At 44.2% G+C, this 13,121-nt stretch carries 15 protein-coding genes, 1 tRNA gene and 1 pseudogene; 4 read left to right on the top strand and 13 right to left on the bottom strand.

Features of this window, described 5'->3' with window-relative positions; genetic code table 11:
* Positions 1–22: 22 nt before the first annotated feature.
* From flgJ to AYW76_RS06080, 11 genes are all read right to left on the bottom strand, one after another.
* Entirely contained in the window at positions 23–979 is a 957-nt protein-coding gene (gene flgJ, locus AYW76_RS06130; protein WP_156489036.1) for a flagellar assembly peptidoglycan hydrolase FlgJ, read from the bottom strand.
* Between the two features lie 8 nt (positions 980–987).
* Positions 988–2,076 (bottom strand): flagellar basal body P-ring protein FlgI, encoded by a 1,089-nt coding sequence (locus AYW76_RS06125; RefSeq protein WP_067217163.1) that lies wholly within the window; start codon positions 2,074–2,076, stop codon positions 988–990.
* A 19-nt stretch (positions 2,077–2,095) separates the two neighbouring features.
* Positions 2,096–2,755, bottom strand: coding sequence for a flagellar basal body L-ring protein FlgH (flgH, locus tag AYW76_RS06120; protein WP_067031140.1), 660 nt, complete (start codon positions 2,753–2,755; stop codon positions 2,096–2,098).
* Positions 2,756–2,767: 12 nt separating this feature from the next.
* Positions 2,768–3,553 (bottom strand): flagellar basal-body rod protein FlgG, encoded by a 786-nt coding sequence (gene flgG / locus AYW76_RS06115; RefSeq protein WP_067031143.1) that lies wholly within the window; start codon positions 3,551–3,553, stop codon positions 2,768–2,770.
* A gap of 35 nt (positions 3,554–3,588) precedes the next feature.
* On the bottom strand, positions 3,589–4,329 hold the full coding sequence (flgF, locus tag AYW76_RS06110) for a flagellar basal-body rod protein FlgF (protein WP_067217160.1): 741 nt from the start codon (positions 4,327–4,329) through the stop codon (positions 3,589–3,591).
* Positions 4,330–4,466: 137 nt separating this feature from the next.
* A complete protein-coding gene (locus AYW76_RS06105) occupies positions 4,467–6,176 on the bottom strand; it encodes a flagellar hook protein FlgE (protein WP_067217157.1) in 1,710 nt (569 codons plus the stop codon).
* 14 nt (positions 6,177–6,190) lie between these two features.
* Positions 6,191–6,892 (bottom strand): flagellar hook assembly protein FlgD, encoded by a 702-nt coding sequence (locus AYW76_RS06100; RefSeq protein ID WP_067217154.1) that lies wholly within the window; start codon positions 6,890–6,892, stop codon positions 6,191–6,193.
* Between the two features lie 11 nt (positions 6,893–6,903).
* Positions 6,904–7,356 carry a flagellar basal body rod protein FlgC gene (gene flgC, locus AYW76_RS06095; RefSeq protein WP_067031155.1) on the bottom strand — a complete coding sequence of 151 codons (453 nt, stop codon included), beginning with the start codon at positions 7,354–7,356 and terminating at the stop codon, positions 6,904–6,906.
* A 2-nt stretch (positions 7,357–7,358) separates the two neighbouring features.
* The gene (gene flgB / locus AYW76_RS06090; protein WP_067031158.1) at positions 7,359–7,754 is read right to left on the bottom strand and encodes a flagellar basal body rod protein FlgB; all 396 of its coding nucleotides are present in this window, start codon (positions 7,752–7,754) and stop codon (positions 7,359–7,361) included.
* 189 nt (positions 7,755–7,943) lie between these two features.
* On the bottom strand, positions 7,944–8,777 hold the full coding sequence (locus tag AYW76_RS06085; protein WP_067217150.1) for a CheR family methyltransferase: 834 nt from the start codon (positions 8,775–8,777) through the stop codon (positions 7,944–7,946).
* Positions 8,778–8,823: 46 nt separating this feature from the next.
* Complete coding sequence (locus tag AYW76_RS06080) at positions 8,824–9,756, bottom strand: chemotaxis protein CheV (RefSeq protein ID WP_067031164.1); 933 nt, start codon at positions 9,754–9,756, stop codon at positions 8,824–8,826.
* Positions 9,757–9,882: 126 nt separating this feature from the next.
* On the opposite strand from AYW76_RS06080, the gene flgA reads away from it, so the two are divergent.
* From flgA to AYW76_RS06060, 4 genes are all read left to right on the top strand, one after another.
* Positions 9,883–10,572, top strand: a complete 690-nt coding sequence (gene flgA, locus AYW76_RS06075) for a flagellar basal body P-ring formation chaperone FlgA (RefSeq protein WP_067217147.1) — start codon at positions 9,883–9,885, stop codon at positions 10,570–10,572.
* A gap of 110 nt (positions 10,573–10,682) precedes the next feature.
* Entirely contained in the window at positions 10,683–10,997 is a 315-nt protein-coding gene (gene flgM, locus AYW76_RS06070; protein ID WP_067031170.1) for a flagellar biosynthesis anti-sigma factor FlgM, read from the top strand.
* A 17-nt stretch (positions 10,998–11,014) separates the two neighbouring features.
* Positions 11,015–11,491 carry a flagella synthesis protein FlgN gene (locus AYW76_RS06065; RefSeq protein WP_067217145.1) on the top strand — a complete coding sequence of 159 codons (477 nt, stop codon included), beginning with the start codon at positions 11,015–11,017 and terminating at the stop codon, positions 11,489–11,491.
* 104 nt (positions 11,492–11,595) lie between these two features.
* Positions 11,596–11,671 (top strand) — tRNA-Arg (locus AYW76_RS06060).
* A 14-nt stretch (positions 11,672–11,685) separates the two neighbouring features.
* Here AYW76_RS06060 and AYW76_RS19645 read toward each other — a convergent pair.
* Positions 11,686–12,183, bottom strand: a complete 498-nt coding sequence (locus tag AYW76_RS19645; RefSeq protein WP_231872565.1) for a methyl-accepting chemotaxis protein — start codon at positions 12,181–12,183, stop codon at positions 11,686–11,688.
* A gap of 33 nt (positions 12,184–12,216) precedes the next feature.
* Positions 12,217–12,951: pseudogene (locus AYW76_RS19640) on the bottom strand (PAS domain-containing protein); the annotation flags it as partial.
* Positions 12,952–13,121 lie beyond the last annotated feature (170 nt).

Genomic DNA, 13,121 nt, shown 5'->3' with positions numbered 1-13,121 from the left:
AAATGAAACGCTCAAGCTATTGTTATAAAAGAGATTTAAACCACTTACTTGATAAGATATTGGAAATCTTATCGGCATAGTTTGGGTCTGTAGCATAACCGCCTTTCTGCAAATAAGCGGCAAACATTGCCGCATCATCCCCTGCTTGCAGGGCATTTTGGTACCGTTCACTGGTTTGTAGAAAATTGGCATAATCATCAAAACTATGCTCGAAAGAATCATAGGCACGAAACGCTGCTTTTTCTTTCTGGGCTACGCCATCGCGAAACTCAAGCGTATTTACTGTTGCTCGATCCCCCGACCAACGCTGATCTGCTTTAATCCCAAACAGGTTATAACTAGGACTACCATCAAATTTAGCAATTGGATGTTTCCCCCAGCCTGTCTCTAACGCCGCCTGAGCCAATATTGCTTTTGGATCAACACCTAGCTTTTCACCGGCTTTCTGAGCATGAGGCCAAAGCGTCTCGACAAAGCGATCTGGCGAATCAAATGCGACATCTTTAGCGGATACTGATGATGACGAAATTGGCGTTTGAACTGCACCCGTAAAATCTTCCGCGGCTTTTTTGGCAACCGCTCGAATGCGTTCCGCATCGAGCGTAGGCAAGCTACGCAAGAAGTGAGTTTCTGAATCTGAGGCGTCATTCAGATCAGGGCTAGAAACACCTGATCCTTGCCCCTGTAGCTGTCGAATTAAAGACTCTGATATACCAATACCTCCAGCATTCGCTAAGGACTGGGCCATCTGAGTATCCATCATCTCGGTATATTGTTTGGTTTGCGTGCTATCGAATAACCCCCCACCAATATTCTCATTGGCTTCACGCATATTCTTAAACATCATATTAATAAAGATGGCTTCGAATTCTTGAGCAACCTTTTTAAGCGCTGCATCCGGGTCTTGTTGCGCTTGACGCTTTAAACTAGCAAGAGAGTTAAAGTCCGCAAAGAATGCATTATTATCGATTCTGCTCATCATTCCCCCTAGATAACAACCAAGTCTGCGTTGAGCGCACCAGCCTGCTTTAGCCCTTCCAAAATGGCCATCACATCACCCGGTGCAGCCCCCACTTGATTAACGGCTCGAACAATATCATTTAACGAAGCACCTTGTGTGAAGACAAACATATGGCCACTTTCTTCGTCTGTCTCTATCTCTTGTCGAGGGGCCAGCTCTTGACCGGCACCAGGCAGGATACCAGGTTGCCCTATTTCAGGATTTGACTTGATTGTAACAGTGAGACTGCCGTGGGTAACCGCTGCAGGTGAAACCGTTACATCTTGCCCAATAATAATGGTGCCAGTACGTGAGTTGACGACAATTTTCGCCCGTTCACGACCAAGCTCAACCTCGAGATTTTCTAGGATAGATAAAAAAGTAACTCGCTGGGAGGGGTCACGCGGCGCGGTAACACGAACGGAGGTCGCGTCTAAAGATTGAGCGACACCAGGGCCTAGCAATCCATTGATTTTATCAGCCACTTGTTTCGCCGTTGTAAAGTCTGGGCGATTTAAATTAAACGTTAACGTATCGCCACGATTAAAACTGTTGGCGACCGCTTTCTCTACACTCGCACCATTCGGAATACGCGCCACTGTTGGCGTCGTAATTGACTGACGAGATCCATCAGCTCCGCCGGTCCCAAGACCGCCAACGACAAGATTGCCTTGAGCAATCGCATAAACTTGGCCATCGGCACCTTTCAAAGCGGACAACAGTAGTGTTCCACCTCGTAATGAGCTGGCGTTACCTAAGGAAGACACCGTGACATCAATCGACTGCCCTGGCTTAGAAAATGGCGGCAAAGTCGCCGTCAATGATACCGCGGCAACATTATCAGAGTCGGTATTCGCTCCATCCGGTAGATTAATACCAAACTGATTTAGCATACTAATGAAGCTTTGATTGGTAAAATCGGTATCGTCGCCCGTGCCATTCAAACCAATCACCAACCCATAGCCAAACAATTGGTTTTCGCGCACTCCTGCCACACTTGCAATGTCTTTAAGACGCTCGGCCACCGCCTCACTCGTAAAGATCATCAATATTAGTGTTAAGCAAAAGGTCTTCATGTTCACGTTCTCTTTATAATTAGAAAGGCCACCAGCTTGTATTAATCGCTCGTGTTAACCAACCCTGTTCACTACCAGATGCCAGCTCACCCGTACCAGAGTAAGCGATTCGTGCGTCGGCTAACCGAGTAGACTCTACCGTGTTGTCAGAGCTTATATCTTCCTCTCGAACAAGACCAGATAAACGAATGTATTCCTGACCACGATTCAAGGTAATCCACTTCTCACCTCTTACCGCTAGCAACCCATTTGGATACACTTCATAAACTGTTACGGTAATACTACCAGACAGACTGTTACTTTGATTGGCATTCGCGTTACCCGAGAAATCACTGTTCATACCAGGCAAGCTTGTATCTAAGCCAATTGGCAACCCTAAAATCGTAGGGTTTTGAATCGTTGCAGAAGAAGATTTTGAAACCGATGCCGCATTCGTTTTCGTAGAGCTGGTACTTTCGGACAAACTCACCGTCAGAATATCTCCTACTTGACGCGCTTTTTTGTCACCAAAAAATACGTCACCCATGCCCGCTTGGTAAATCCCACCGTCGCTGGTTTGTGTGTACTGAATGGATGGCTGAATGACAGGCGCGTAATAAGGATCATCCGAAACCGGCGCAGGTTCCACCGCCGCACACCCCACCAACACCAATGGAAATAACGCAAACAAGTAACGCATCGGATAAAACCTCTACAACTGTTGATTAACGAAACTAAGCATACCATCTGCAGCGGAAATCACTTTCGAGTTCATTTCGTAAGCACGCTGTGTGGTAATCATATTGACCAGCTCTTCAATCGAGTTCACGTTAGACGATTCAAGCATCCCTTGACTTAATGAGCCCAAACCATCCAACCCAGGCACTCCAACAATCGGCGCACCGCTTGCTGTGGTTTCACCATAAAGGTTACTGCCTAGAAAATTTAGACCCGTAGGGTTAATAAAGTTAGCGATATTAAGAGCGCCCACTTCTTCCATGTCTGTTTGCCCAGCTCTGAGCACAGATACTATCCCATCTTCGGCAATATTGATTTCAACCACATCAGAATCGATCGATATACCAGGCTCAATCAATAAACCACTTGAATCCACCAAATCACCGTTACTGTTTAATTGAAACTGGCCATCACGGGTATAAGCCATCGTGCCGTCCGGCTGAACCACTTGAAAAAAGCCTGCACCTTGTATCGCCACATCAAGCTGACGGTCCGTGATGTTGTAATCACCTTCTTCAAAGTTCTTTTGCGTTCCGGTCACACGCACACCCGCCCCCATCTGCAATCCTGATGGCAGCTCTGTGTTTTGCGAAGACAACCCACCAGGCGCTCTCAGTGTTTGATACATGAGGTTTTCAAATACCGCACGGTCCTTTTTAAACGCCGTTGTCGATACGTTAGCTAGATTGTTGGAAATCGTGGACAATTGTTTGTCCATCGCAGACAAACCGGTTTTGGCAACCCATAGTGCTGAATGCATTGTGTGCTCCTTATCTTTTTAGAATCGCTAGCTTATTAGCTACGTTCAAGAATTCGTGCCGATGCGTTTTCATTCTCACGCACAGTATTCATAACTTTGATGTTCATTTCGAAGCGGCGTGACAACTCCATGATGCTGGTCATCTCTTCAACGGCGTTAACATTACTGCCTTCTAAAAAACCGGAAATCACTTGAACGTTGTTATCCGCAAGCAGCATCTCGCCGCTTTTAGTACGCACCAAACCATCCTCACCCTTCGTTAGCATTTCAGGGTCCGCAGAAACAAGTTTCAAACGGTTTAATGCTGTCATCTGAGTACCGTCACCGCCCTGAGGAATAATCGAAATGGTGCCATCCTCACTGACAGCAATCTCGTCGAGTGGTGGTAAAAAAATAGGGCCAGCCGCTCCAACTACGGGCAACCCTGTCCCAGTGACCAACTGACCTGAAACGGTAAGCTGCAAATCTCCTGAGCGGGTATACACTTCTTGTCCTGTTGCATCCAGAGCCGCAATAAAGCCTTTTCCTTGAACAGCTACATCCATCGCCCTGCCAGTTTGTTGCATAGGCCCAGTGTCGAAATTTGTTCCAGGGTTTTCAGTCATGGCATAAACCCTTGAAGGGTGAAAATCACCATTTACCTGCATAGAGCGCGCTTGTTCAAAATCAGAACGAAAGCCAGTTGTAGAGACGTTTGCTAAGTTGTTGGCATGAATGGCTTGAGCATTCATTACTTGGGTGCCACCACTCATTGCTAAATACAGTGCTCTGTCCATATCCTAATTCACTCTTCAAACTGCGTTTAAATTCGCTTATAGGGAATGTGTAACAAATTACGTGCCAAGTTCACAAACAAAAGTGACAGACACAAAAAAGCCCAGCATAGGCTGGGCTTTCGCGTCACTAAAATTGATTAACGTAAGTTGATAATCGTCTGTGTCACGGTATTTTCGGTCTCTAACGTCTTAGAGTTCGCCTGATAGTTACGCTGCGCTTCAATCAAGGCAACCAGCTCCTCAGTGATATCTACGTTAGACTCTTCTAACGCGCCACCTTGGATACTGCCGAAGGTACCAGTCCCAGGCTTGCCAACATTTGCCGCTCCAGAGTCAGAACTTGCCACCCATGAGGTATCCCCCGCTGGCGTCAGCCCATCTACGTTATCAAAATTCGCTAACGCAATTTGACCTAATACAGCCGTTTGCTGATTGGTATAACTTGCAATCAGCATCCCATCTTCATCAAAGCTAACGCCTTGTAGTTCACCTGCTGCATAACCATCTTGTGAAAAGGTATCTGAACTAGAAAGTGCATATTGCGTGGAGTCACCTAAATCAATCTCTAACGGCGCAAATAAATCCGAAGGATCCCAACCGGTTATACTCAATTGTGAAGGGCTCGCCACGGCATAAGGAGGATAACCTGTGTAGGTTCCGGTAATATTACCTTGAGGGTCAAACTGAACAACAGTATCTTCAGGAAGAAATGGCACTGGATCACCATTCACATCAACCTCCGTAGGATGGTTCACCTCTCCATCTACTGTTACCTTCATTTCCCAAGTATTATCTTCACCTTGCTTAATGAAGTAGTAGCCTATTGTGTGCTCTTCGCCAAGCGAATCATAAATAGTATTGGTGTTACCATAGGTATAAGACTCTGGGTCAGCTGGATCAAAGGTTGGCCGAGCAAAATTATCAGGCGTCACTATATCTGGGGCCGCACCATCAAAATCAAAAGTTACTGTATCACCAGCACTGTCAGTAACACTTATGCCAGCAAGAGCAGTAGGATCACCTAACTGGCCAGCATTTGTTGGAGCTGCCGTTCCAACATAGATAGGAGCAAAGGGAACTGCGGTCCCGCCCCCAGCAGCTGACGCCGTGAAAGACCCATCTGCATCATCAAACGTAACAAACGTATCTGTTAAAAAAGGAGCTCCACCTGCGTCCAATTGCTCACCATTAACTGTTGCATAAACCTGATAAGTATTTGGGGCCTCAGCTTTGGCATAATAAAGCGTAACTGCCTCAGGTGGAGCAGAAGCAGAGTTTGCAGTCTGAGTAAACGTATACGTATCTGGATCACCCGGATCAAACGTTGAAGGAATATAAGGAGGGACATCATCTAGGCGTGAGTCTAAATTGCTCTCAACCGTCACTTCCGTACTCGCCTCAGGTGCAATACGCTCAGTCGGTACAACTAAGTCCTCAAGGCTACCGCCAATAATGCCATTCACAGCGTTATAGCCCTGCACATTGGCACCATCATTCGTCACCAAGTAGCCTTCTTCATTTAGCTTGAAGTCACCTGCACGCGTATAAGCCTGTGTACCTCCCACATCCAAAACAAAGAAGCCCGTTCCATCGACAGCAAGATCCAAATTGTTATCTGTGTATGAGATATTGCCCGATGAAAACTCTTGCGCAATATTATTTACGGCCACACCACTACCAATTGTATTGCTGCTACCAGCACCAATCACATTGGTATTGTATAAATCACCAAACTCTACACGTGATTTTTTAAAGCCCGTTGTATCCGAGTTGGCAATATTGTTACCCGTAGTGCTGAGAAAGTCAGCGGACGCTTTGATACCTGAAAGTGCTGTATTAAAACCCATAATTAACTCCTCAGCTAACCGATAATCTCAAGTTCGGAGCTCAGTTTAAGACTGCCGACACCTTGAACATTAAGTGTAGTACCTTGTTCGCCATTAATCGTAACGCTGTTAATGCGAGCAGGTAATTCTGTATCTAACTCTGTTACTTCACCATCTGCATTGCGCGAAGTCACTTTAAAGTTGTATTCACCACTTGGCACTGCTTCTCCAGCGTCGTTCGTACCATCCCAAGCAAACTCTTCCTTGAGCAAATCAATGGTCTTTACGGTTTGCCCTGCTGAGTCAGTCACTTCCAGTTTATTTGTCAACGCATCATCCGGAAAAGAAGTGCGAATCTGAACCGCACTACCCTCTGTAATAGTAGCCGAACTTTGAGGTGCAAACACAGATTTCCCAACCAGTGTAGAAGCCGTTAACGCTTGGTTCGACATCAACGCTTCAGTCATATTGGACATTTCTGAGGCCATACTGGTTAAACGTTCTAACGAGCTAAACTCGGCCATCTGCGAGACCATATCCCCAGTTTCTTGAGGCTGGGTCGGATCTTGGTTTTTTAGCTGCTCAATGTACAGCTGCAAAAAGACATCTTGATTACCAATGCCTTCAGAGCTTTCGGTGCTGGTCGTACTGGTAATACCGTTTTTTGCTTTTGCTTCATCGGTGCCGTATTTAGAAATAAGACCCGACAAAGCTGAATTTGTATTGATATCAGACATCATTCACCCCCTTAGGACTGACCTAAGGTCAACATTCTCTGCATCATGCTTTTTGCAGAGTTCATAATTTCAACGTTGGTTTGAAACGAGCGCGATGCAGACATCATATCGGCCATTTCTTCTACTGGATTAACATTTGGGTAGAACACATAACCTTCTTCGTTCGCCATTGGGCTATTAGGCTCATAACGAGGCTGAAGAGGGGCATCCGATTCCACGATTCCAGATACGTTCACCCCCATACCTGAAGCACCTTCCATCACATCATCCGAAGCATTCCAGCCACGATTTCGCATTTCTTGTGTCATCATTTGCTCGAACACAGGTTTGCGCGCACGATAGGTTTGATCAGCAGAGCTTGCCACACTATCAGCATTGGCAATATTCGACGCAACAGTATTCAGACGAATCGTTTGGGCACTCATCGCCGAACCGGAAATGGCAAAAATATTATTCAATGACATTATTATTGTCCTCCAGTCAGCGCTTTCTTCATGCCGCTGATTTTTCTATCTAAAAACATAAAGCTTGTGTCAAATTGCAACGAATTCTGAGTGAACTCTGCTTGCTCGCGCTGCATATCCACTGTGTTGCCATCTAGTGAGGGCTGACTTGGATTGCGATACAAGAGTTCGTCACTGCCGGCTAGAGAACTCTGACCAGCAATGTGCTGATCGTCACTGCCTGACAATGAAATGCGGTTTCTTTCAGTAGACAACATCGATTCAAACGACATATCACGCGCTTTGTAATTTGGCGTGTCTGAGTTTGCAATGTTGTTTGCTAGCACAGACGCACGTGCGGTACGAAACAACAACATTTGATCGTGCCCAGCAAACGCATCTTTGAAAGAAATCGACATATAAACTCCGTAAAAGACAACTCAACATTCTTTGTACCTAAATACAAAGCAAATAAGATGCCAATAAAAAATAACCTTTATTTTCAACAAGATAAGAAACAAAAAGATCAAAGGTGGCAATAGGCGGCAAACAAAAAAACGGCAACTTAATATAAGTTGCCGTTTTCTGAAAACAGATGTAAACGAAGACTATTTCGCGCGGTAAACAATACCAGGATGACACTGAACAATTTCAAACATAGAGGACAAACCACTTAATGCTTCAGAACCTCCTAGGAAAAGGTACCCTCCAGGATTCAGTGCCGAATGCATACGCTTTAAAATATCCAGCTTTGTATCAGCAGTGAAGTAAATAAGTACGTTACGACAAAAAATCACATCAAACTTACCTAACGACGAAAAGGAGTCAATCAAGTTAAGGTGACGAAAATCTACTCGTGAAGCAATGTTTGGCTTTACCTTCCACGTCGTATCACTCAATTTATCAAAGTAGCGCTTTTGGTTTTCAGGGCTCAAACCACGAGCAATCGCTAAACTATCGTACTCAGCCTGCTTAGCGTGCTTGAGGATATTGGTACAAATATCCGTCGCCACAATACGTTCCCCAGCCTTAAGCAAACCTGGTTTGGATTGTTTAAGCTCTTCTAATATCATGCTGATAGAATACGGCTCTTGGCCCGTAGAAGAAGCCGCAGACCAAATTTTTACTGGGCGCTTATCAAATTGAGGCAGAATAACGTCTTTTAAGATCTTGAAAGGATGCGCATCTCGAAACCATAACGTCTCGTTAGTGGTCATCGCATTGATCACTTCTTCCCGAAGTTTAGACGTACGACCACCTCGCGATAACGCATCGACCAACTCTTCAATTTTAGAGAATTTTTCGCGCTCCAATAGCTTACCCAAGCGACTGGCAACTAAATATTGCTTGTTATCGCTTAACGATATGCCACTCTCTTTCTCTAGGTATGTACGAAAGCGATCGTACCCTTGAGGCGAGATAGTATTCGAACTACTCAGCATTCATGCTCCTTAACAGCAAGTCACCAAATTTTACCGCTGCTTTTGTTTAAGCTTCTTCTTTTGCTGCAACGGTTTCAATGGCGATACGCGCAAGTTCATCAGGTTGGAATTTAGCCAAGAAGCCATCTGCTCCTACCTTTTTAACCATTGCTTCGTTAAACACACCACTTAATGAGGTATGCAATAGAATAAACAAGTCCTGTAGACGACTATCATTTCGAATCGCAGTCGTCAGCGTGTAACCGTCCATTTCTGGCATTTCGATATCCGAAATAACCATTGAGAAGTGATCTGTTACATCAACACCATCGCCCACTAAGTTTTTCAGGTAATCCAACGCTTCTTTACCATCACAAAGAACCGTCGTTGCAAAACCGACTTGCTCCATACAGCGCTTAATTTGCTTACGCGCTACAGAAGAGTCATCAACGATTAAGATATGATGTTCTTTGGCATTCAGTTGAACATCGTCGGTGACGATGCCGGTTGAAATATCTTGGCGCGTTGGCGCGACCTCAGAAAGAATCTGTTCGACATCAATGATCTCAACCATCTCTTTATCGACTTGACAAACAGCCGTCAGATAGTTGTCGTTAGACAGCCCTTTCGGCGGCGGCTGAATATCACTCCAGTTCATGTTCACGATACGCTCAACACCACGCACCAAGAAACCTTGAATTCGACGATTGTACTCAGTAATGATCACAAAACAGTTTTCGATATTCTCAATTGGGCTGGCACCTGTTGCTAAACCTAAATCAAGGATCGGAATGGTGCCGCCACGAATATGCGCAACGCCTCTAACAACAGGACTGCTGTGCGGCATCGTTGTTAGCTTTGGACACTGTAGCACTTCCTTCACTTTAAAAACGTTAATACCGTAAATCTGCTTACCGTTCAGTCGGAAAAGCAAAAGTTCTAGACGGTTTTCTCCGACGAGTTGGGTACGCTGATTTACGCTCTCGAGAACTCCGGCCATAAAGCCTCCTAAAATATACGCTCAAATATGAAGGGAGAAACCCTATTGTTATGAAAACCCTTCATCAAATGATAGAGTGATTTTGTAATTTTTACTAACCCTTGTCGACATCCTTGGAGATTAACGATGGGTCGCGTCAAGCTTTTGACCATATTACTCTTTTTTCTATCTACTGGGAGTAGTGCGTCACAAATAGAAACTCAAATAGAACAATTCATCGCACAGGTTGAACACAAAAGGTTACAAAACACCTATCCCGATGCTCGAATTCATATTCAGGTTCAGAATAAAGTCGCATTAAATTACCTACCTGAGTGCAGTCACGATATACATATAGAGAACCAACGACCTGATGCAGTAAACCGTACGACCTATTCCATCAGTTGTGACGCTCCAACGTGGAAGTCCTATGTGCCTGTCGAGCAAAATATTCTTATAGAAGGCATCAAAGCCACGTCTCCTATTGGCCGCGGGGACCGCATTAATGAACAAAACACAGGCATCGGTGAAGTTGACTTATCATCACTTCGGGGCCACTTATATACCAGCTCTAATCCACCTTACGGATTGATTGCCTCGCGTAACATCCGTATTAATAGCTTCATAACAGATCATGTGACAGAGCGCCCAAATTTGGTAAAAAAAGGCAGTAACGTGTTAATAACGGCACAAAGCAACAGTATTGTTGTAAAAATGAATGGCGTGGCGTTAGAAGATGGCGTAAAAGGTCAGCAAATACGTGTAAAAAACACCAGTTCTGGTCGAATTATATACGGAAAAGTTGTCAGTGATGCTGAGGTTTTAGTAAACTACTGAGTAATAGCGACTTGCTATCTTCGGTTGGAAAATAGTTCAAACAAATATCTAAAGTTTGAACGCGCATGACCGATAACTGAGTTAGCGGACTAAATCTGGAGGCAAGCAACATGGCAATTAATATTTCTGGCGTAGGTACACAACCTGCCCTATCGACCAACAAAAATGAGCGTCTTCAAAAAGAAGAAGCAACCAACTCATCTCAGACTTCTAACGTAAACAGTAAAGAAGGTTTATCTGATGATACGGTTCAGCTAAGTAATGTAGCGCAATCTCTACAAGTCAAAGGCTCTGATTCAGAGGCAAATGTAGACATGGATAAGGTTGAGCAAATCAAGCAAGCCATTGCGGCCGGCGAATACAAGATCGATACAGAAAAACTAGCCAGCAACATGCTGTCTATGGATGCATTATTTAGCTCATAACGCGCTAAATTTTTATTATGATCCCGCTTGCCCCACTGCTTACCCAGATCAAAGAGAACCTCGAACAATTGTCCGAGGTTTTGTTGCGTGAACGTTCCGCGCTAGCGACCGCTACGCCAGATGATATTCTTCAACTTGCTTCCGAAAAGAAAACTTTGCTCGACAACATCGATACTGCGAATGCAAAACGTCACAGCATGTTAATCAAGTTTGGCATTCTTGATCACAAAAACCCTTCCGATGCACAGTTCCTAGTATGGCTAGATGAACAACCTAACATGAGCGATATAAAAGCCTTGGTAGAAGAATGTAATACGCTACTCGACCAATGCAAACGCGAAAATAATACCAATGCTCGGATCTTAGCGACATTACAGAAACGCAATAAAACCTTGTTTGAGATGCTGCAAGGCCATAACCGCAAAAACAAAGTCTATACCTCAAACGGCAACACGCGCCCTATCAGCAGCAAGCATACAATTGGCCGAGCTTAGTAAGCGCCCGTTCCTCTTATTATTAAAATCTATATAAAACAATAAGCTAGATAGCAATATTCAGTATTGGTATATTCACATCAAATTGATATACTGCGCAGCATGTCCTCATAGGTAAACGGGATATACCTGCCGCCTCCTAAGCGGCTATTCCAGGTTCGAGTCCTGGTGAGGACACCATTCTCAGTTTTTCGTTAAGGACGCATTGCTTCGACCATCTGTACAAATTGCTCTACACCATCTTTGACTTCTTCAAGCCCTTTTGAGACATGAGCGATGCTTTCTTCACCATGCATAGCGATCCCTGATACAGAGGTTAATGCGCTATCAATACGTTGAATCAATTGATGATTGAGCTCAACAACTTTAGAAATCTCAGAAGTGGCATCAGAAGTATTACTGGCAAGCTGGCGCACTTCATCTGCTACCACGGAAAACCCTCGTCCAGCCTCCCCCGCTCGAGCAGCTTCAATCGCAGCATTTAATGCTAATAAGTTAGTCTGATCTGCAATAGATCGAATCGTCACAACAATATCAGCGATGTTTTTAAACTGAGTCATTAACTGGTTGCCTACATTAGTCGCATCAGTCACTTGTGCAGCAATGTTTTGAGAGGTTTGCACAGCCTCACTTAATACTTGAACCGCATTGGTTGTAATTTGACTGGTTTGCTCTGAGGTCGCAGCAGCCATATCTACCGCGTTTAATGCAATGGACACCCGCTGAGTGATGTCTGAAGCAAATTTAATGACTTGGACAACGTTACCGTCTTCATCAAGAATCGGGTTATACGTAGCTTCCACCCATACTACGTCACCATTTTTATTAAATCTTTTAAAGCGGCCAATTTTGGACTCACCGCTCGACAGTGACTTCCAAAAGTTTGGATTATGTCGATAAAACTCATCATCGCAGAATATACGATGATGCTGCCCCTGAATCTCAAACATTGAATAGCCCATTACTTCTAAAAAGTTTTGATTCGCTTCAATAATGGTGCCATCCGGTTCAAATTTTATGACCGCTTGAGAACGATCTAACGCTTCAAGAATAGCTTCCTTGTCATCTAATTCATTTTGAGTTTCGGTCACATTATTACAGATTTTAATAACTTCTATGACCTGACCAGTTTCATTTTTAACAGGGAAATAGTTTGCTTCAAGGTATAAGGTTTTACCGTTTTTATGAAGGCGAGGGAACTTACCTGAAATGGTTTTACCTGATGCTAAATCGGACCAGAAATGTCGATACTCCTCAGAATTCACATACTTAGATGAACAAAATATTTTATGATGCTTTCCGACAATTTCCTCTAGAGAATAACCCACAGTCTCAAGAAAAATGTCATTCGCGTTGATTATATTGCCAGCTGAGTCAAAATTTATAAAAGCAGTATTCTCTCGAATCGCTTTCAACTCATTACGACAACGCTCTAATTCCGTGCGTTGCTCTATGGCCATTTTCTCCGCTGTCTTTTTTCGCTCTTTAGTAAAGAACATATTCCCCCCTTGTTTAACGCTGTTATCCCTGTTTCAGTCTGCTGATTTCCATAGAGCGAATGTCACCTATAGCTCAGTCTTTTTCATAAAAATATGCAAACTATCTGCACATTACAATGTATTTAAAAGCA

This window comes from Marinomonas gallaica (assembly GCF_001639745.1).
GTDB lineage: Bacteria > Pseudomonadota > Gammaproteobacteria > Pseudomonadales > Marinomonadaceae > Marinomonas > Marinomonas gallaica.
The sequence above is the reverse complement of the archived record's forward strand: the minus strand, read 5'-3'. Positions and strand labels throughout refer to the sequence as shown.

Excerpts from the sequence above, each read along its gene's own strand:
- flgG (WP_067031143.1), bottom strand. The coding sequence starts at position 3,553 with ATGCATTCAGCACTATGGGTTGCCAAAACCGGTTTGTCTGCGATGGAC.
- flgB (WP_067031158.1), bottom strand. The coding sequence starts at position 7,754 with ATGTCGATTTCTTTCAAAGATGCGTTTGCTGGGCACGATCAAATGTTG.
- flgH (WP_067031140.1), bottom strand. The coding sequence starts at position 2,755 with ATGCGTTACTTGTTTGCGTTATTTCCATTGGTGTTGGTGGGGTGTGCG.
- AYW76_RS06080 (WP_067031164.1), bottom strand. The coding sequence starts at position 9,756 with ATGGCCGGAGTTCTCGAGAGCGTAAATCAGCGTACCCAACTCGTCGGA.
- flgA (WP_067217147.1), top strand. The coding sequence starts at position 9,883 with ATGGGTCGCGTCAAGCTTTTGACCATATTACTCTTTTTTCTATCTACT.
- flgC (WP_067031155.1), bottom strand. The coding sequence starts at position 7,356 with ATGTCATTGAATAATATTTTTGCCATTTCCGGTTCGGCGATGAGTGCC.
- AYW76_RS06125 (WP_067217163.1), bottom strand. The coding sequence starts at position 2,076 with ATGAAGACCTTTTGCTTAACACTAATATTGATGATCTTTACGAGTGAG.
- flgJ (WP_156489036.1), bottom strand. The coding sequence starts at position 979 with ATGAGCAGAATCGATAATAATGCATTCTTTGCGGACTTTAACTCTCTT.
- AYW76_RS19645 (WP_231872565.1), bottom strand. The coding sequence starts at position 12,183 with ATGGCTGCTGCGACCTCAGAGCAAACCAGTCAAATTACAACCAATGCG.
- AYW76_RS06105 (WP_067217157.1), bottom strand. The coding sequence starts at position 6,176 with ATGGGTTTTAATACAGCACTTTCAGGTATCAAAGCGTCCGCTGACTTT.
- flgM (WP_067031170.1), top strand. The coding sequence starts at position 10,683 with ATGGCAATTAATATTTCTGGCGTAGGTACACAACCTGCCCTATCGACC.
- AYW76_RS06085 (WP_067217150.1), bottom strand. The coding sequence starts at position 8,777 with ATGCTGAGTAGTTCGAATACTATCTCGCCTCAAGGGTACGATCGCTTT.
- AYW76_RS06065 (WP_067217145.1), top strand. The coding sequence starts at position 11,015 with ATGATCCCGCTTGCCCCACTGCTTACCCAGATCAAAGAGAACCTCGAA.
- AYW76_RS06100 (WP_067217154.1), bottom strand. The coding sequence starts at position 6,892 with ATGTCTGATATCAATACAAATTCAGCTTTGTCGGGTCTTATTTCTAAA.
- flgF (WP_067217160.1), bottom strand. The coding sequence starts at position 4,329 with ATGGACAGAGCACTGTATTTAGCAATGAGTGGTGGCACCCAAGTAATG.